General features: G+C 67.8%; 16 protein-coding genes and 1 pseudogene. 10 read left to right on the top strand and 7 right to left on the bottom strand.

The window, feature by feature from the left end:
• Positions 1–67: 67 nt before the first annotated feature.
• Positions 68–865, bottom strand: a complete 798-nt coding sequence (locus GH736_RS06420) for an alpha/beta fold hydrolase (protein ID WP_159601338.1) — start codon at positions 863–865, stop codon at positions 68–70.
• A 589-nt stretch (positions 866–1,454) separates the two neighbouring features.
• On the opposite strand from GH736_RS06420, the gene nrdH reads away from it, so the two are divergent.
• From nrdH to nrdF, 4 genes are all read left to right on the top strand, one after another.
• Positions 1,455–1,688: a glutaredoxin-like protein NrdH gene (gene nrdH / locus GH736_RS06415; RefSeq protein ID WP_067873141.1), complete on the top strand. Its 234-nt coding sequence runs from the start codon at positions 1,455–1,457 to the stop codon at positions 1,686–1,688.
• A gap of 71 nt (positions 1,689–1,759) precedes the next feature.
• Positions 1,760–2,176, top strand: coding sequence for a class Ib ribonucleoside-diphosphate reductase assembly flavoprotein NrdI (nrdI, locus tag GH736_RS06410; RefSeq protein ID WP_159601336.1), 417 nt, complete (start codon positions 1,760–1,762; stop codon positions 2,174–2,176).
• 5 nt (positions 2,177–2,181) lie between these two features.
• Entirely contained in the window at positions 2,182–4,314 is a 2,133-nt protein-coding gene (nrdE, locus tag GH736_RS06405) for a class 1b ribonucleoside-diphosphate reductase subunit alpha (protein WP_159601334.1), read from the top strand.
• A 60-nt stretch (positions 4,315–4,374) separates the two neighbouring features.
• A complete protein-coding gene (gene nrdF / locus GH736_RS06400) occupies positions 4,375–5,397 on the top strand; it encodes a class 1b ribonucleoside-diphosphate reductase subunit beta (protein WP_159601332.1) in 1,023 nt (340 codons plus the stop codon).
• A gap of 15 nt (positions 5,398–5,412) precedes the next feature.
• On the opposite strand, the gene GH736_RS06395 is transcribed toward nrdF, so the two are convergent.
• A complete protein-coding gene (locus GH736_RS06395) occupies positions 5,413–5,847 on the bottom strand; it encodes a pyridoxamine 5'-phosphate oxidase family protein (protein ID WP_159601330.1) in 435 nt (144 codons plus the stop codon).
• A 45-nt stretch (positions 5,848–5,892) separates the two neighbouring features.
• The gene (locus GH736_RS06390; protein WP_159601328.1) at positions 5,893–6,546 is read right to left on the bottom strand and encodes an FMN-dependent NADH-azoreductase; all 654 of its coding nucleotides are present in this window, start codon (positions 6,544–6,546) and stop codon (positions 5,893–5,895) included.
• A 100-nt stretch (positions 6,547–6,646) separates the two neighbouring features.
• Here GH736_RS06390 and GH736_RS06385 point away from each other — a divergent pair, with 100 nt between their 5' ends.
• Complete coding sequence (locus GH736_RS06385; RefSeq protein ID WP_159601326.1) at positions 6,647–7,159, top strand: MarR family winged helix-turn-helix transcriptional regulator; 513 nt, start codon at positions 6,647–6,649, stop codon at positions 7,157–7,159.
• Between the two features lie 90 nt (positions 7,160–7,249).
• Here the strand turns inward: GH736_RS06385 and GH736_RS24880 are convergent, their stop codons facing one another.
• Positions 7,250–7,549: an alpha/beta fold hydrolase gene (locus GH736_RS24880; RefSeq protein WP_235933863.1), complete on the bottom strand. Its 300-nt coding sequence runs from the start codon at positions 7,547–7,549 to the stop codon at positions 7,250–7,252.
• Between the two features lie 4 nt (positions 7,550–7,553).
• Positions 7,554–8,183 (bottom strand): annotated as a pseudogene (locus GH736_RS24875) (alpha/beta fold hydrolase); the annotation flags it as partial.
• A gap of 220 nt (positions 8,184–8,403) precedes the next feature.
• Here GH736_RS24875 and GH736_RS06375 point away from each other — a divergent pair.
• The 5 genes from GH736_RS06375 (at position 8,404) to GH736_RS06355 (ending at position 15,301) form a co-directional block, all read left to right on the top strand.
• A complete protein-coding gene (locus GH736_RS06375) occupies positions 8,404–9,354 on the top strand; it encodes an alpha/beta hydrolase (RefSeq protein ID WP_159601324.1) in 951 nt (316 codons plus the stop codon).
• Between the two features lie 5 nt (positions 9,355–9,359).
• Positions 9,360–10,799, top strand: coding sequence for a DHA2 family efflux MFS transporter permease subunit (locus GH736_RS06370; protein ID WP_235933862.1), 1,440 nt, complete (start codon positions 9,360–9,362; stop codon positions 10,797–10,799).
• A 51-nt stretch (positions 10,800–10,850) separates the two neighbouring features.
• Positions 10,851–11,588, top strand: coding sequence for an alpha/beta fold hydrolase (locus tag GH736_RS06365; protein ID WP_159601322.1), 738 nt, complete (start codon positions 10,851–10,853; stop codon positions 11,586–11,588).
• Positions 11,589–11,706: 118 nt separating this feature from the next.
• On the top strand, positions 11,707–12,468 hold the full coding sequence (locus tag GH736_RS06360) for an SDR family oxidoreductase (protein WP_235933861.1): 762 nt from the start codon (positions 11,707–11,709) through the stop codon (positions 12,466–12,468).
• A gap of 520 nt (positions 12,469–12,988) precedes the next feature.
• Positions 12,989–15,301 carry an NPCBM/NEW2 domain-containing protein gene (locus GH736_RS06355; protein ID WP_159601318.1) on the top strand — a complete coding sequence of 771 codons (2,313 nt, stop codon included), beginning with the start codon at positions 12,989–12,991 and terminating at the stop codon, positions 15,299–15,301.
• Positions 15,302–15,417: 116 nt separating this feature from the next.
• On the opposite strand, the gene GH736_RS06350 is transcribed toward GH736_RS06355, so the two are convergent.
• The gene (locus GH736_RS06350; RefSeq protein ID WP_159601316.1) at positions 15,418–16,470 is read right to left on the bottom strand and encodes a LacI family DNA-binding transcriptional regulator; all 1,053 of its coding nucleotides are present in this window, start codon (positions 16,468–16,470) and stop codon (positions 15,418–15,420) included.
• A 361-nt stretch (positions 16,471–16,831) separates the two neighbouring features.
• A partial coding sequence (locus GH736_RS24465; protein WP_203230662.1) for a hypothetical protein occupies positions 16,832–17,042 on the bottom strand: 211 nt, incomplete at its 5' end.

The following is a 17,042-nucleotide window of genomic DNA, read 5'->3' as shown; positions in this document are numbered from 1 at the left end:
CCTGAGGCGGGGCGCTGCCGCGCACGCGGTATCCGCTCGTCGCGAGCGTGCTGCGCGCGGCATCCGCTCAGCCGACGAGGAACTCGGCGATCGCGAGCGCCAGTACGTGCGGATCCCACCGGTGGTCGGCGCCCGGGATGGTGCGCGTCGTGGCATCCGGCATCGAGGCGACGAGGGAGGCCGCGGCCGACGTCATGATCGGCTGCGTCTGCTCGCCGACGAGGGCGAGCGTGGGCGCGGTGATGCCGCGCCAGAGCTCTGCGCGGGGAGCGGACTGCGTCCACGCGAGCGACTCGGCGTCGGGCAGCAGGCTCGGCGCGACCTCCAGCATGGTCGGCCATCCGGGACTCTGCTTCGCCCCCTCGAGCCACTCGGGCGGCATGTCGGCCATGTACACCTCGAGGGTGCCGACCCGGTCGCCGGCATCGATGCGCTCGCGGAGCTCCTCGACGAAGACGGCCCCCTCGGCGCCGCCCTCGGCGTCGAGCGGCACCTCGAAGAACACGAGCTTCGACACGGGCAGCCCGGCCGCGGCGGCGGCGAGGGCGATGGCTCCGCCCGACGAGTTGCCGAACAGGGCGACCGCGTCATCCGCGCCCTCGGTGAGCAGCTCGGTGAGCGCGCGCAGGTCGTCGATGGTCTGGGCGAGGGTGATCGGCGGTTCCGCGGAACTCTCGCCGCGCCCGCGCCGGTCGTAGTTCACCACGCTGAATCCGTGCCCCGCGAGCAGGTGCGCCATCTCGGCCGTCGCGGGATCGAACGCCCGGAACTGCATCGCCCCGCCGATCAGGATCACGGGCGGCCCGGCGCCCTCGCGGTCGAACGCGATGCGCGTGCCGTCGGCGGATGTCACGAACTCGGTCATCGGGCCTCCTTGCCGTTGCAGCGCCACGCTACGCCGACCCTTCGACGACCTCCACCGCCCGCCGGACTGCCCCTGGGGCTGCAGCCCGGGTGAGACGACGCGATTCGCGGGTCGACGGAGCTCCGCACCCGCGAATGGCGTCCTCTCGACACTCCCGAACGCGCGTCCACGGCACGAGCCGAGCGGATGCCGCGTCCGCGCCCCGCGACACGCGCAGCGCACCCGCCGCGATGTCGGTGGGTGGTGGCAGCATGAAGGTCACAACACCATATGTAGGGGTCGCGGCATCCGGGAGCCCCAAGGGGTCGGGAATCGCGACACGCCGGGGATTCCATCCACAGGCGAGAAATCCCGAAACGGCCGGCTTGTGAATAACCCGCCGGGTCCCCGCGAGAATCCGCGGATCACCGGGGCATCCGGCTGGGGATGAACGGTGGAGAAACCCGTGGAAAACTACACGAATGTAACTACAGCATGTTGTGGCGGTTCAGTTCCGCAGACACTAGATGTAGTATTGAGGAAGCGAAAACAGCAGTACGGGGGCGGGCTCCTCCGGGGCTCGAGAACACGAAGAGAACGAGGGGAAACCATGACGGTCACGGTCTACACCAAGCCTTCCTGCGTCCAGTGCAACGCGACGTACCGTGCGCTCGACAGCAAGGGCATCGAGTACGAAGTGCTCGACGTCTCCACCGACGAGGGCGCTCTCGCGCACGTCAAGGAGCTGGGCTACCTGCAGGCCCCGGTCGTCATCACCGACGAAGACCACTGGTCGGGCTTCCGCCCCGACAAGATCGCCGAACTCGCCTCTCGTCTCGCCTGACCCGCGGCCCGACACGGCAGCGGCAACGGATCGCAGAGCCGGAACAACGGGAATGCGGCGAAGGATGCACCATGACGAACCTGGTCTACTTCTCGAGCGTCTCAGGCAACACCAAGCGCTTCATCGAGAAACTGGGCCGCCCGGCAGCGCGGATTCCGCTGCATGCGCGCGACGACGCGCTGCGCGCTGAGGAGCCCTTCGTGCTGGTCGTGCCCACCTACGGTGGCGGCGACGGCCACGGTGCGGTGCCCAAGCAGGTCATCAGGTTCCTGAACGACCCGCACAATCGTGCCCTCCTGCGCGGCGTCATCGCCGCCGGCAACACCAACTTCGGGAGCGCCTACGGACTCGCCGGCGACGTCATCGCCACGAAGACCGGGGTGCCCCACCTCTATCGCTTCGAAGTATTCGGAACCCCAGACGACGTTCGCGCCGTCGACGAAGGATTGGACGCATTTTGGTCGACTCAGCAGCAACTGACGGCGTAGCCCTCATGGACGCGCCCCGCGTGGCCAGTGGCATGGACTACCACTCGCTCAACGCGATGCTCAACCTCTACGGCCCGAACGGCGAGATCCAGTTCGAGAAGGACCGTGAGGCGGCGCGCGAGTACTTCCTCCAGCACGTCAACCAGAACACCGTCTTCTTCCACTCCCTCAAGGAGCGCCTCGACTACCTCGTCGAGAAGGAGTACTACGAGCCCGAGGTGCTGGCGCAGTACGACTTCGCGTTCATCCAGCGGCTCAACGACCTCGCCTACTCGAAGAAGTTCCGCTTCGAGACCTTCCTCGGCGCGTTCAAGTACTACACGAGCTACACGCTGAAGACGTTCGACGGCAAGCGCTACCTCGAGCGCTTCGAGGACCGGGTCGTCATGACCGCGCTCGGCCTCGCCCAGGGCGACGAGCAGCTCGCCACCGACCTGGTCGAGGAGATCATCGCCGGTCGCTTCCAGCCGGCCACCCCGACCTTCCTCAACACGGGCAAGGCGCAGCGCGGCGAGCTCGTCTCCTGCTTCCTCCTCCGCATCGAGGACAACATGGAGTCGATCGCCCGCGGCATCAACTCGGCGCTGCAGCTGTCGAAGCGTGGCGGCGGCGTCGCGCTGCTGCTCAGCAACATCCGCGAGTCGGGTGCGCCCATCAAGCAGATCGAGAACCAGTCGTCGGGCATCATCCCCGTCATGAAGCTGCTGGAAGACAGCTTCAGCTACGCCAACCAGCTCGGCGCACGCCAGGGCGCCGGCGCGGTGTACCTCAGCGCCCACCACCCCGACATCATGCGGTTCCTCGACACCAAGCGCGAGAACGCCGACGAGAAGATCCGCATCAAGACGCTGTCGCTCGGCGTCGTCGTGCCCGACATCACGTTCGAGCTCGCGAAGAACAACGAGGACATGTACCTCTTCTCGCCGTACGACGTCGAGAAGGTCTACGGCAAGCCGTTCGGCGACGTGCCGATCAGCGAGAACTACCGTGCGATGGTCGACGACCCGCGCATCAAGAAGACGAAGATCAACGCGCGCGAGTTCTTCCAGACCCTCGCCGAGATCCAGTTCGAGAGCGGATACCCCTACATCGTGTTCGAGGACACGGTGAACAAGGCGAACCCCATCAAGGGCCGCATCAACATGTCGAACCTGTGCTCCGAGATCCTCCAGGTCAACACGCCGACGACCTACAACGAAGACCTCAGCTACAACCAGATCGGCAAGGACATCAGCTGCAACCTCGGTTCGCTGAACATCGCCCTCACGATGGACTCGCCCGACTTCGGCAAGACCGTCGAGACCGCCATCCGCGGCCTCACCTCGGTCTCGAACCAGAGCCACATCGCGTCGGTGCGCTCCATCGAAGACGGCAACGACAAGTCGCACGCCATCGGCCTCGGCCAGATGAACCTGCACGGCTACCTCGCCCGCGAGCGCGTCTTCTACGGCAGCGAAGAGGGTGTCGACTTCACGAACATCTACTTCTACACGGTGCTGTTCCACGCGCTGCGGGCCTCGAACCGCATCGCCATCGAGCGCGGTGAGGTGTTCGACGGCTTCTGGGACTCCAAGTACGCGTCGGGTGAATTCTTCGACAAGTACACGGATGCCGCGTGGGTGCCCGAGACCGCCAAGGTCACGCAGCTCTTCGCCGACGCCGGCGTGCACATCCCCACGCAGCAGGACTGGCAGGAGCTGAAGGCCTCCATCCAGGAGCACGGCATCTACAACCAGAACCTGCAGGCCGTGCCGCCCACCGGATCGATCTCGTACATCAACAACTCGACGGCGTCGATCCACCCGATCGCCTCGAAGATCGAGATCCGCAAGGAGGGCAAGCTCGGACGCGTCTACTACCCGGCGGCGTTCATGACGAACGACAACCTCGAGTACTACCAGGACGCCTACGAGATCGGCTACGAGAAGGTCATCGACACCTACGCCGCGGCGACCCAGCATGTCGACCAGGGCCTCTCGCTGACGTTGTTCTTCAAGGACACGGCGACGACGCGCGACATCAACAAGGCGCAGATCTACGCGTGGAAGAAGGGCATCAAGACCATCTACTACATCCGCCTGCGCCAGATGGCCCTCGAGGGGACCGAGCTGGACATGTGCGTGAGCTGCACGCTGTAGCGAGCAACGCCCACGTTCGAAGATTCGCCCGCTCGCGACATCCGTTCAGAAGGAACTGACATGACTCTCACCGATCCGGTCAACTCGGCCAAGAACGACCCGGCGCACGCCGGCGGCAAGATCAAGCTCGTCGACCACGTCAACGCGATCAACTGGAACAAGATCCAGGACGACAAGGACCTCGAGGTCTGGAACCGCCTGGTGAACAACTTCTGGCTGCCCGAGAAGGTGCCGCTGTCGAACGACATCCAGTCGTGGAACACGCTCACGCCCGACGAGCAGACGCTCACCATGCGCGTGTTCACCGGCTTGACCCTGCTCGACACGATCCAGGGCACGGTGGGCGCGGTGTCGCTGATCCCCGACTCGCTGACGCCGCACGAAGAGGCGGTGTACACGAACATCGCGTTCATGGAGTCGGTGCACGCGAAGAGCTACTCGTCGATCTTCTCGACGCTGTGCTCGACGAAGGACATCGACGACGCGTTCCGGTGGTCGGTCGAGAACGAGAACCTTCAGAAGAAGGCCGCGATCGTCATGGAGTACTACCAGGGCGACTCGCCGCTGAAGCGCAAGGTCGCTTCGACGCTGCTCGAGTCGTTCCTCTTCTACTCGGGCTTCTACCTGCCGATGTACTGGTCGTCGCGGGCGAAGCTCACCAACACGGCCGACCTGATCCGTCTCATCATCCGCGACGAGGCCGTGCACGGGTACTACATCGGCTACAAGTTCCAGAAGGGGCTCGAGCTCGTCAGCCAGCAGGAGCGCGACGACCTCAAGGACTACACGTTCTCGCTGCTCTACGAGCTCTACGACAACGAGGTGCAGTACACGCAAGACCTCTACGACGGCGTCGGCCTGACCGAAGACGTCAAGAAGTTCCTGCACTACAACGCGAACAAGGCCCTCATGAACCTCGGCTACGAGCCGATGTTCCCGAAGACCGTGACCGACGTGAACCCGGCGATCCTCTCGGCGCTCTCCCCGAACGCCGACGAGAACCACGACTTCTTCTCGGGGTCGGGCTCGTCGTACGTGATCGGCAAGGCCGTCGTCACGGAAGACGAGGACTGGGACTTCTAGGAGCGCGTGTGTTCGTCAGCTCCTGGCGGACGTCGTCGACCACATGCCGGCGGAGCCGAGAACCCGCTCGGGGTGGATGCGGATGACGACCCGGCTCGGATTCTCGCGTGGCTGGCGGTACCGCTCGGCATAGAGGCGAACCGCGAGGTCGACGGACTGAGGGTCGCGCTCGACGACGGCGCGGCCGGCGATGCTGAGCCATTCGGGCCCCGACACCTGCGCGACGGTGGCACGGTGGTCGCGCTCGACATTGCGGACCTTCTGGCTGCCGCCGCTGGTGATGATGCGGACGACGCCGTCGACGTAGGTGAAGCCGACGGCGACCACGTGCAGATCGCCCCGGGGCCCGACGGTCGACAGCGTCGCAAGGTGCCGCTCGGTCACCAACTGGAGGCCACGCTCGGTGAGGGAACGGGAAGAGATCAGCGGGCGATCCGGTGCGGCGTCCATGCTGTTCATGGTAGGTGGCGCACCGCCACCACCAGCACCGAGTCGTCAGGAGGCGCGGCGCATCCTCGTCCGACCGAACTCCGTTCCCTCGCGACGCGCGGCGGCGTGTGCAGACCTGCGCCCGAGTTCGGCGTCGGCGGTGGCGAGGTTCGGGCGGAAGGCGATCGACGCGACATCCGTGATTCCGGTCCAGCGCAGCCAGTCCTCGAAATAGGGCTGCTGGAAGTCGCTGCCGAACGCGGATGGGCGACCCGCGCCGTAGACCGCGCTCGTATACACGACCATCGCGCGGCGGCCCCCGAGCAGTCCGGTGTAGCCCCGTTCGGGGTCGAAGTCGAACACCATGCCGGGCTGGCTGACGACATCGATGAACTGCTTGGCGATGTACGGGATGCCGGCGTTCCACATCGGCAGGCTGAAGAGGTAGGCGTCCGCCGCGGCGAAGCGCTCGAACGCGAGGCGCGCGCGATGCCAGGCGGTCTCCTGCGGGCCTGCCGGCTGCTCGCCGGCGAAGACGCGCATCTTCGCGCCGGCGCCGTCTGGGCCGAACGCCGGGAGCGAACCGTCCCAGAGGTTCCATTCGTCGACGGATGCCTCGGGGTCGGCGTCACGGAACGCCTCGAGGAACACCCGTGCGATGGCGAGCGACTCGGATGCCTCGCCGCGAGGTGACGCCGAGATGTGCAGCAGTGCGGTCATGATTCCGGTTCCCTTCTTATGTGCGCACGCACATAAATAAACGATGCAGGGACCATAGCATGTACGTGCGCACGCACACAATTGCGGGTAGCATAGCGATATGAGCGCCCCCACCGATGCTGAGCGGACCTGGGAGGCCGTGCTGCGGCTCCACGCCGCACTGCTGCCGCGCCTCGACGGGGCCGTCGTCAGGGACGGCGGAATGCCGTTGAGCTGGTACGACGTGCTGCTCGAGCTGCGCGACGGTGGCGGCCGCCTCACCATGGGCCAGCTCTCGGAGCGGGTGGTGTTGAGTCGGACCCGGGTGAGTCGGCTCGTCGACGAGCTCGTCGGCGCGGGCCTCGTCGCGCGCGAGCCGAATCCCGACGACGGCCGTTCGGCCTTCGCCGTGCTCACGGCAGAGGGCCGGCGCAGGTTCCTCGTCGCAGCCCGCGCCTACCTGCCGGCGATCGAGCGGGAGTTCTCGTCGGTCGACGCACGCATCCTCGGCGACGTCGCCGACCGACTCGAAGAGGTGCTGACGTCGCTCACGGGAGATGCGCCTCGCGTCGAACGACGGGAGCGTGGACGGCTCGACCAGGGGTCGACACGCCGCGGTCGTGGCACAGTGTGACGCGCGAGGTGGACGGGTGTGCGTCGTGCGCTTCCGCCATCACCGACAGCTGCTGGCGTTGGGTCGGTGCCGTGCCGTGCCTGCCGCGAGCTACGCGGCAGGGCGCTGCGCCGCGAGTTCCGCCGCGCTGTGGATTGCATCCGCGAATTCGAGCGGTGCCTCCTGCGGCAGGTTGTGGCCGGCGTGCGGCACCCGTCGATGCTCGTAGGGCCCGACGAAGCGGACCCCGGCGGTTGCCGCATCGCGTGCAGGGAAGTTGCCGTCGGCGAGTCCATCGAGGGTGATGGTCGGCGCGGTGATCGAGGGGAGCTGCGCCAGCTGCGCCTCGAGCCGGGCGTACTCGGGGGCCCCGGGGACGTGGAACAGGCGGTGCCGGTACGAGTGGATCACGACGTCGACGAAGTCGCGGGTTCTCGAACGCGGCCGCGGCCCGGTCGAGCTCAGCGTCGCTGAAGTCCCACTCGGGGGAGTTCCGGCGCCAGATCACCTCCGCGATGCCCCGCCGGTTCTCGGTCAGCCCGGCCCGGCCGCGGTCCGTGAGGAAGTAGAAGAAGTACCAGAATCCCGCTTCGAGGTCGGGGCGGATCGGTTGCATCGCGGCGCTGATGTCCTGGATGAGGTACCCGTTGACCGACACGAGGGCGGTGACGCGCTCGGGCCACAGCGCTGCGACGACACAGGCCGCCCGCCCGCCCCAGTCGTACCCCGCGAGGATCGCCCGGGGAATCCGAAGGGCGTCCATGAGCTCGATGACGTCCTGTCCCAGCGCGGCCTGCTGTCCGGTGCGTGGGATGGTCTCGTCCACGAACCGGGTGTCGCCGTGCCCGCGCAGGGAGGGCACGATGACGCGGAAGCCGGCGTCGGCCAGGATCGGTGCGACCTCGACGTAGCTGTGGATGTCGTAGGGGAACCCGTGCAGCAGGAGCACGGGTGGGCCGTCTGCCGGACCGGCTTCGAAGTAGGCGACGTCGAGATGTCCCGTTCGGACGTGTCGCAGCGGCAGTAGTCGAGGGATCGGGCTCATGATCTGCTCCTTGTCGTGGAACGGGGAGTGGTCGGTTGAAGGCGGGCTCGGACGAACCGGTCATCAGCTTCGACCGGCCAGGACGTGCGAACGTGACGGTGGCGACGGCGTCGTCCCGCTCCGATGGGTTCGTCACAGGGCGGCGTGCGGTCCGGTCCTCCTTGACAGGAGCGTCCGACGGATGCGCCTGTCCTCACCGCCGACCACGAAAGGCACGATCATGCACGCGCACATCCTCGACCCCGAGGCGCAGGCCATCGCCGACGCCACCTCGACACCCCCGTTCCTCTACCAGCTCGGCGCGGACGGCGCGCGAAAGGTCCTCGACGACCTGCACGCCGCGCCGATCGCGAAGCCCGACGTCGACGAGGAATGGATCACGGTTCCCGCCGCCGTCGGCGACGTGCAGGTTCGGATCGTCACGCCGACCGGATCGACCGGCCTGCTGCCGACGATCCTCTACATCCACGGCGGCGGCTGGGTCATCGGCAATGCCGCCACCCACGACCGCCTCGTGCGCGAGATCGCCGTCGGGGTCGACGCCGCGGTGGTGTTCGTCGAGTACGACCGCTCGCCGGAGGCGCAGCATCCGGTCGCCATCGAACAGGCCTACGCGACCGCGCGGTGGATCACCGAATCGGGCGCTGAGAAGGGCCTGGACGCGACGCGGCTCGCCGTGGCCGGCGACTCGGTCGGCGGCAACATGACCGCGGTCGTCGCGATCCTCGCCAAGGAACGCGGCGACGTGTCGTTCGTGCACCAGTCGCTCTACTACCCGGTCACCGATGCCGCGCAGGACACCGACAGCTACCGCGAGTTCGCCGACGGCCCGTACCTGACGGCCGCCGCCATGGCGTGGTTCTGGGACAGCTACCTGCCGGATGCCATGAAGCGGAGCGACATCACGGCGTCGCCGCTTCGCGCCACGATCGAGCAGCTGACCGGGCTCCCAGAGGCGTTCGTCATCACCGACGAGAACGATGTGCTCCGCGACGAGGGCGAAGCGTATGCGCGGCGCCTCGTGGAGGCGGGCGTGCGCACCACGAGCGTGCGGTACAACGACACGCTGCACGACTTCATGATGCTGAACCCGCTCCGCCCCTCGCCGGCCGTGACCGCCGCGGTCGAGCAGGCGGTGCACGTGCTCCGCAAGGCCCTCGGCCGCGCCTGAACACGATGATGACCAGATGGACGACCGCGCCACAGCGGACGGTACTGTCGGTCGCCATCCTCGCGTCGTTCGCCGCGTTCCTGGACGGGAGCGCGGTGAACATCGCGTTGCCGGCGATCAGCGCCGATCTCGGAGGCGGGCTCTCCTCCCAGCAATGGGTCGTGGACTCCTACCTCCTGAGCCTCGGCGCCTTCATCCTGCTCGCGGGGTCGCTCTCCGACGTGTTCGGACGGAAACGCGTGCTGATGACCGGGCTCATCGGCTTCGGACTCACTTCCGTGGCGTGCGCGATCGTGCCCACCGTCGAGACGCTCATCCTCGTGCGCGGCCTGAAGGGGGTCTTCGGCGCCCTCCTGGTGCCGAGTTCGCTCGCCCTCATCCTCGACGCCTTCCCGGCCGACAAGCAGGGCCGTGCGATCGGGAGCTGGACGGCGTTCACGAGCATCGCCACCATCGCCGGGCCGGCACTCGGCGGGGTGCTCGTCGATGCACTGTTGTGGCGATGGGTCTTCGGTGTCAACGTGCTGCCGGTCGCGCTCGCCGTCGGGCTCGCGTCTCGGCTGGAGGAGGATCCGCCGCGATCGCCTGGCGCTCGCGTGGACCTCGTCGGTGCCCTGCTCGGCGTCGCAGGTCTCGGCCTTCCCGTGTTCGTGCTCATCGAGCACGCCCGCTTCGGATGGGACTCGCCGATCATCCTCGCTGCAATGATCATCGGTGGCGCGAGCTTCGTCGGGTTCGTCCTGTGGGAGCTGCGGACCCCGCAACCGATGCTGCCGATGCGGATCTTCCGAGCACGGAACTTCACCGTCGGGAACGTCGCGACCTTCTTCATCTACGGGGGACTGTCCCTGGGGACCTTCGCGCTGGTGGTCTTCCTCCAGCAGAGCGCGGGCTACTCGGCCACGATGGCCGGCCTCGCGATGATCCCCTCGAGCCTGGTGCTCATCGGCCTATCCGCGTACATCGGTCGGTTGAGCGGGCGCGTCGGAGCCCGTGCGCTCATGGGCGCGGGACCCGTGATCGCCGGCAGCGGGTTCGCGCTGATGCTCGCCGCCACCGACGAGGCCGACTACCTGACGCAGGTGCTCCCAGCCGTGCTCCTCTTCGGGTTCGGCATGGCCCTCACGGTCGCGCCGTTGACCGCGACGATCCTCGGTGCGGTCGGCCCGACGCACTCGGGCATCGCCTCGGCGACCAACAACGCGGTCTCCCGGATCGCCGGACTGATCGCCGTCGCGCTCGCGGCCACCCTCGGTGGATCCGCGACGATCGACGTCGACAGCTTCCACCGACTCGTCGCGGCGTCGGCCACCGCCATGATCCTCGGCGGTGCGATCTCCGCGGTCGGCATTCGAGACAGGAGGCGCCGCACCGGATTCACCGAACCGCGATCACATCACGATCTCCGCCCAAGCGGTCACACCAGCGCCTCCCGCGTGGTCTGAGTTGGTATCGCGTCCGCGCTGGGTGGGGGTGATTCGAGAAGGGGAACAGTCATGTCAGATCAGAAGCCGACCGTCGTGTTCGTGCACGGCGCATTCGCCGAGTCCGCCAGCTGGAACGGCGTCATCGCGGCCCTCTACGCCGAAGGCGTCACCTCCGTGGCGGTCGCCAATCCGCTCCGGAGCCTCGCCGGCGACGCCGCGTACGTGCGCGACGTCATCGCCTCCATCGACGGGCCCGTCCTGCTCGTCGGCCACTCCTACGGCGGCCTCGTGATCAGCGAGGCCTCGGCAGGAAACGACCAGGTCGTCGGCCTGGTGTACGCCGGCGCCTTCGTGCCCGAGCCCGGCGACAGCGCCTTCTCCCTCTCCGCGAGCGAACCGGGCTCCACGCTCGGCGACGCCCTCGACGCGCACCCGGTCTCGACCGGCGGCGTGGAACTCGTCATCCGCCGATCGCTGTTCCGCGACCAGTTCGCCGCGGACGTGCCCGTGCAGGTCGCCGGCCTGATGGGCGCGACCCAGCGACCGGTGACCGAAGCGGCTCTGAAGGACACCGTGCAGGCGGCGACGCCCGGGTGGAAGGACCGCCCTTCATGGCACGTGTTCGGCAGCGAGGACCGCAACATCCCCGTCGCGGTGCACCGTGCCGGCGCCGAACGCGCGGGCTCGCGAGGCACGACCGAGCTCGCAGGCGCCTCGCACGCGGTCAGCGTCTCGCAGCCGGAGGCGGTGGCGGCCACCATCCTCGACGCGATCCGCGGGTTGAACCAGGACCGAGCGGCCGCATAGCCACTGCCGCATGGACGCCGCGGGTGCGCGGGACCGACTGCCCGGTCTTGCGCACCCCCATCGCGTCGAAGCTCGCCCGAAATGGACGCGGGCCGGACGCCCGCTGGAAGGAACCATCGTGAAGTCCACCGAACGTATCCAGGCCCACCCTGCACTCGAGGGAAAGGTCATCCTCGTGACGGGGGCCTCGTCGGGCATCGGCCGCGAGGTCGCGCTGGCACTGTCGGCCGCCGGCGCGCGCGTCGCGATCGGCGCACGTCGCGTCGATCGGCTCGCCAGCCTCGTCGACAGCGCCCGCGGCGAAGTCCTGCCGCTCCAGCTCGACGTCACCGACTCCGAGTCGGTGCAGCGTGCCGTGGCGGAGACCGTGGGCCACTTCGGCCGACTCGACGTGCTGGTCAACAACGCCGGTCTGATGCAGAGCGGGCTCATCCTCGGCGCCGACACGCGCGAGTGGCAGCGCATGATCGACACCAACCTGCTCGGCTCGATGTATGCGGTCCACGCCGCACTGCCTCACCTGCTCGAGACGAAGGGTGCGGTCGTGCAGGTGTCGTCGACCGCGGCTCGGTCGGCGTCTCTCGGCAGCGGCGTGTATGCCGCAACGAAGTTCGGCATCAGCGCCTTCTCGGAGTCCTTGCGGCAAGAGGTCACCCGGCGAGGGGTCCGAGTGATCGTGATCCAGCCCGGCTTCGTCGACACCGAGCTCACGAGCCACATCACCGACCCGACCATGCAGGCCGCCGCTGCCGACATCGCCGCATCGATGCGCACGCTCCGGACCGGGGACATCGCCGAGGCGGTCGTCTACGCACTCAGCCAACCCGAACACGTGTCGGTCAACGAGATCCTCGTGCGCCCGACCGATCAGGTCCAGTAGCGCAGGACCACGCAGCACCGCTCTGCCGAAGTGAGCGGTGCCCCGGGAGCGTCGAAGCTCGACACTGTGCTCCTTGCGTGCGCGTCGATACCGGTATCACTGGGTGGAGGCAGCACATCGGCGATTTCATTGCCTTCGATAAATGTTCCCGGTAACATGAACGAGCGCCTGGCAAGTTGATCGATCCACCGGTCCGTCGGCTGGGCAGCCCCACCGAATGTGCTTCGGCTTTGATCAAGGAGGATCAGTGTCGCGTTTCGCCTACTCGTCCAGACTCTCATCCCGCAGGCCGTCTTGGCGTGCTGGTGCGCGCCCGCCGGTCGCGCGGCACCCGGCCGAGACCGGTTCTCCCTTCCAGTAGCGGAACGTACGCCCGAGCGGTCGCGGGGACCCGACCCCCGCCGTGCCCGCTCGGGGCCTATCGCTGCACCCGTCGTTCGCTGCCCGAAGGGGTCGTTCGTGGGTGGCGGCGATGCAGAAGGTCGCCGGGGGTCGATCTCGTCCGAGAAGGAGTAGTTCAATGCTGGAACGATCCACCCGAACCACGCGTCTGCGACGCCGATTGCTCGGAATGGCCGCCGTGGCGGCCGTCGCCGTCGGGTCGCTGCTCGCCATCACCCCTCCGCCACCGGCGGAGGCGCTCGACAACGGCCTCGCCGACACCCCGCCGATGGGCTGGAACAGCTGGAACCAGTTCTACTGCAACGGCGGGAACGGGCTGACTGCGGCAGCGCTCATGAACGTGGCCGACGAGATCGTCGAGAAGGGGCTCGACGAGGTGGGCTACGAGTACGTGGTGCTCGACGACTGCTTCCAGAACGGGCGGGATGCGAACGGCGTGCTCAAGGTGGACGCGACCCGCTTCCCGAACGGCATCAAGCCGGTGGCCGACTACGTGCATTCGAAGGGCCTGAAGTTCGGCATCTACAGCGTCCCCGGGACGAAGACCTGCGCGAACCTCTACAACGGCTACACGCCGAATGTCGGATCGTACGGGCACGAGCAGATCGACGCGGAAACGTTCGCCGCCTGGGGCGTGGACTACCTGAAGTACGACTGGTGCTACCCCGACGGCAGCCTCAACCTCACCAAGCTGCAGGCGTTCTCGAAGATGCGCGATGAGCTCGCGAAGGTGGACCGCGACATCGTCTACGCGATCTCGGAGTACGGCGACAGCGCCCCTTGGACGTGGGCGGAACCCGTCGCCAACCTCTGGAGGACGACCGGCGACATCGCGCCCAACTGGGCATCGATCACGAGCATCATCGATCGACAGGCTGAACTCCATCCGTACGCTGGGCCCGGACACTGGAACGACCCCGACATGCTCCAGTTCAGCAACGGATCGCTGACCTACGCCCAGAACAAGAGCCACCTGGCGATGTGGTCGATGTTGGCCGCGCCGCTCTTCCTCGGGACGGACATCGGCGCGCTGAGCGACGCCGAGGTCGCGCTCCTCACCAACCAGGAGCTGGTCGACATCGACCAGGATCCGCTGGGCAAGCAGGCTCGACGCATCAGCAACGGTGATGGACTCCAGGTCTGGACGCGCGAGCTCGCGGACGGCGACCTCGCCGTCGCGCTCCTCAACACCACGGGCTCGAGTGCGACGATCTCGACCTCGCTCCCGGCATTGGGTGCACAGGACGACGTCTACGTGGCGCGCGACGTGTGGTCGCACACCGACCTGTACAACACCGCCGCCGCGATCTCGGCGACCGTGCCGGCCTATGAGACCGCCCTCTATCGCCTCTCACCCGGCATGGACGAGGAGCTGCCGGGAGTGGTCGGTGCCTCCGGATCCGGTCGGGTCGAGCAGGGCGACGACACCGAGGTGTCCGTCACCGTGCACAACCTCCTCGACGAGTCCCTCGTCGGAGCGGAACTGCAGCTCGGGGCAGCAGGCGGAGTGACCCCCCAGTCGCCGGTCGCCATCCCGACGATCGCCGCAGGCGGCTCGGACGTCGTGACGGTGCGCGTGGAAGCCGCCGCCACCGCATCGATCGGCGACGTGTCGCTTCCGGCACAGGTCGTGTGGCTGGACGGCTCGGAACCGGCGTCGGTGCTCATCAACGTGACGCCCGCGGCGCCCGTCGGTGAGACGTTCCTCAGCGACCTCCCCTGGCTCGCGACGACGAACGGATGGACCGGGAACCCGCGACGCGACCTCAGCCAGGACGACAAGCCGCTCACGGTCGACGGAACGGTCTACCCCAAGGGCATCGGCTCCAACGCCGTCTCGACGGTGGACGTCTGGCTCGGTGGGAACTGCACCGTCCTGACCGGGGCCCTGGGCGTCGACGATGACACCAACAACGGCAACGCGACGCTCAAGCCGTCGATCAGCGGCTCGGTGACGGGAGACGGCTCGATCCTCTGGAGCAATTCGAGCGTCATCCGGTACCACCAGAAGGAGGCGTTCAGCATCGACGTCACGGGAGTGGACCGGCTTCGGCTGACCGCCGACATCGGTGGGGACACGAACGCGTACGACCATGCGGATTGGCTGACCATGAGCCTCTCGTGCGCCGACGCCGAGAAGCCCGAGTTGAGCGCGGCGGTCACGGTCGAGCCCCGCTGCGTCGCCGCGAAGGGCCTTCTCGCGGTGCGCGTCGAGAACGAGAACGAGGTCCCCGTCGCCGTCACGATCGACTCCGACTACGGGACGAAGTCGTTCGCCTCGATCGCATCGGGAACGTCCGCCTTCCAGGTGTTCTCGACGAGGCAGGCCGCCATCCCGGGCGGCAGCGTGTCCGTCGTGGTCAGCGGTGAGGTCGACGGCCGCGCCGTCACCACCGAGAAGGAGGTGGCGTACACCGGGAAGACCTGCTGAGGCCAGCCGCTGCGGCCGGTTCCGCCGGGAACCGGCCGCAGCGACCCGGCATCCGATGACCTGTGCACCTGTGCGGCGGCGCCGATCGGCGACCGACCGACCGACGCGACGGACGATCAGTCCCGCGCCCGAGCCCCTGGAGGCGAAGATGTCGATTCGCGTTCGACGAGCGTGACCGGGTGCACGACGACGCGGCGCTCGAGATGGCCGTCCTGATGGCGCATCCGGCTCATGAGGAGTTCGACGACGGAATCCGCCCGGGCGGCGTTCCCCGGTTCCACCGTCGACAGGCGGGGCACGCTGAACCGGCCGGCCCTCGTGTTGTCGAAGCCGATCACCTGCACCTCGTCGGGGACTCGGATGCCCGCATCCGCCAGCGCTCGGAGGGCCCCGATGGCGCTCGCATCGGTCAGGGCGAAGACCGCGTCGAATCGGCGACCCTGATCGAGCAGACGGCGGATGCCCCCGTAGCCGCCCTCGATTCCGAACGTCGACGCGACGAGCAGCGCCCGATCCACGTCCACGCCGAGCGCGTGGTGCGCCTCGAGATACCCCCGGGTCCTGAGCGCGGGCATCGTCTCCTCGTCGGCGTCGACCCCGCCGAGCGCGGCGATCGCACGAGCCCCGCCACGCAGCAGGAGCCCGGTGGCTTGTCGCGCGCCGCCCACGTTGTCCATGACCACGTGGTCGAACTGGCTGGACAGTGCACGCTCACCGAGCAGCACGACCGGCGTCTCCGTGTCGACCTGGACCAGGTGGTCGGTATCACCGGCTGCGAGCGCGAGCACGAACCCGTCGTACGAATCGAGCCGCGAGGTCGCGAGGGAGTCGATCTCCGCCCCGACCGCGCCGCCCGTGTTCTCGATGACGAGCCGGAGCCCGTGTTCGGCGAACCGCTCGCTGAGCGCTTCGGCGAGCGCGCCGTAGTACTCCGAATCGAGCGTCGGAATGCCGAGCCCGACGGTGCCGGTCCGCCCCCGTCGAAGCGACCGTGCCGATTGGTTCACCCGGTACCCCAGCGCCGTGATCGACTCGATCACCCGGGCGCGTGTCTCCTCGCTGACGCGCGCCGTGCGCCCGTTCACGACGTTCGACACGGTCTGGGGCGACACACCGGCTCGCAGGGCGACGTCCTGCATCCGCACGTGCGGTCGGTGGTTGCCCGGCATGCCTGACATCATTTCACTGACCGTTCGGTAACCGGAATGCGGACGGGTGCCGTGTGGTGGGCGGGACTCGGGCTCGGCAGTCGTTGGTCGGGGCGGGTTCTGATACCGGTAACATCTTGTTTCCGTCAGTTTCTTCTGACTTCTTGTGCCTTCCCGAATGTTCGCGGTAACATCCAGCAACGAGTACCGGTGTATCGATCAACCGGGCTCGCGCCCGAGTGGACGACCCGCATCGAGCATCGACCGAAGCTGCCTGGCCCGCGCGTCCGCCGTGCCGAGGACTTGATCAAGGAGGATCAATGTTCGACTCCCAGTCGTCTTCCGAACGCGCGTCCGCGGCATCCGCGCCCCTCGGGGCTCGTCACGTGCGCCGCTCGCGCTCGACGTCCGCGGCGGCATTCCCGCACGCGGGCTCTCGGACGAGCGGCTCGCACACGCAGAGAACGGCCGGCGTGGTGTCGGTCTGGATTCGAAGGAGTAGGTAGATGGAGAAGCGCAGGGTGTTCGCGCGGTGTTCGGTTGCGGTCGTGGGTGCGGCGCTGTTGGTGGGCGTTGCGGGTGCGGCGATCGCG

It is taken from the genome of Agromyces humi (assembly GCF_009720255.1).
In the GTDB taxonomy this organism is placed as follows: domain Bacteria; phylum Actinomycetota; class Actinomycetes; order Actinomycetales; family Microbacteriaceae; genus Agromyces; species Agromyces humi.
This window is presented reverse-complemented; position numbering and strand designations above follow the sequence as displayed.

Excerpts from the sequence above, each read along its gene's own strand:
- GH736_RS06420 (WP_159601338.1), bottom strand. The coding sequence starts at position 865 with ATGACCGAGTTCGTGACATCCGCCGACGGCACGCGCATCGCGTTCGAC.
- nrdH (WP_067873141.1), top strand. The coding sequence starts at position 1,455 with ATGACGGTCACGGTCTACACCAAGCCTTCCTGCGTCCAGTGCAACGCG.
- nrdI (WP_159601336.1), top strand. The coding sequence starts at position 1,760 with ATGACGAACCTGGTCTACTTCTCGAGCGTCTCAGGCAACACCAAGCGC.
- nrdE (WP_159601334.1), top strand. The coding sequence starts at position 2,182 with ATGGACGCGCCCCGCGTGGCCAGTGGCATGGACTACCACTCGCTCAAC.
- nrdF (WP_159601332.1), top strand. The coding sequence starts at position 4,375 with ATGACTCTCACCGATCCGGTCAACTCGGCCAAGAACGACCCGGCGCAC.
- GH736_RS06395 (WP_159601330.1), bottom strand. The coding sequence starts at position 5,847 with ATGGACGCCGCACCGGATCGCCCGCTGATCTCTTCCCGTTCCCTCACC.
- GH736_RS06390 (WP_159601328.1), bottom strand. The coding sequence starts at position 6,546 with ATGACCGCACTGCTGCACATCTCGGCGTCACCTCGCGGCGAGGCATCC.
- GH736_RS06385 (WP_159601326.1), top strand. The coding sequence starts at position 6,647 with ATGAGCGCCCCCACCGATGCTGAGCGGACCTGGGAGGCCGTGCTGCGG.
- GH736_RS06375 (WP_159601324.1), top strand. The coding sequence starts at position 8,404 with ATGCACGCGCACATCCTCGACCCCGAGGCGCAGGCCATCGCCGACGCC.
- GH736_RS06370 (WP_235933862.1), top strand. The coding sequence starts at position 9,360 with ATGATGACCAGATGGACGACCGCGCCACAGCGGACGGTACTGTCGGTC.
- GH736_RS06365 (WP_159601322.1), top strand. The coding sequence starts at position 10,851 with ATGTCAGATCAGAAGCCGACCGTCGTGTTCGTGCACGGCGCATTCGCC.
- GH736_RS06355 (WP_159601318.1), top strand. The coding sequence starts at position 12,989 with ATGCTGGAACGATCCACCCGAACCACGCGTCTGCGACGCCGATTGCTC.
- GH736_RS06350 (WP_159601316.1), bottom strand. The coding sequence starts at position 16,470 with ATGCCGGGCAACCACCGACCGCACGTGCGGATGCAGGACGTCGCCCTG.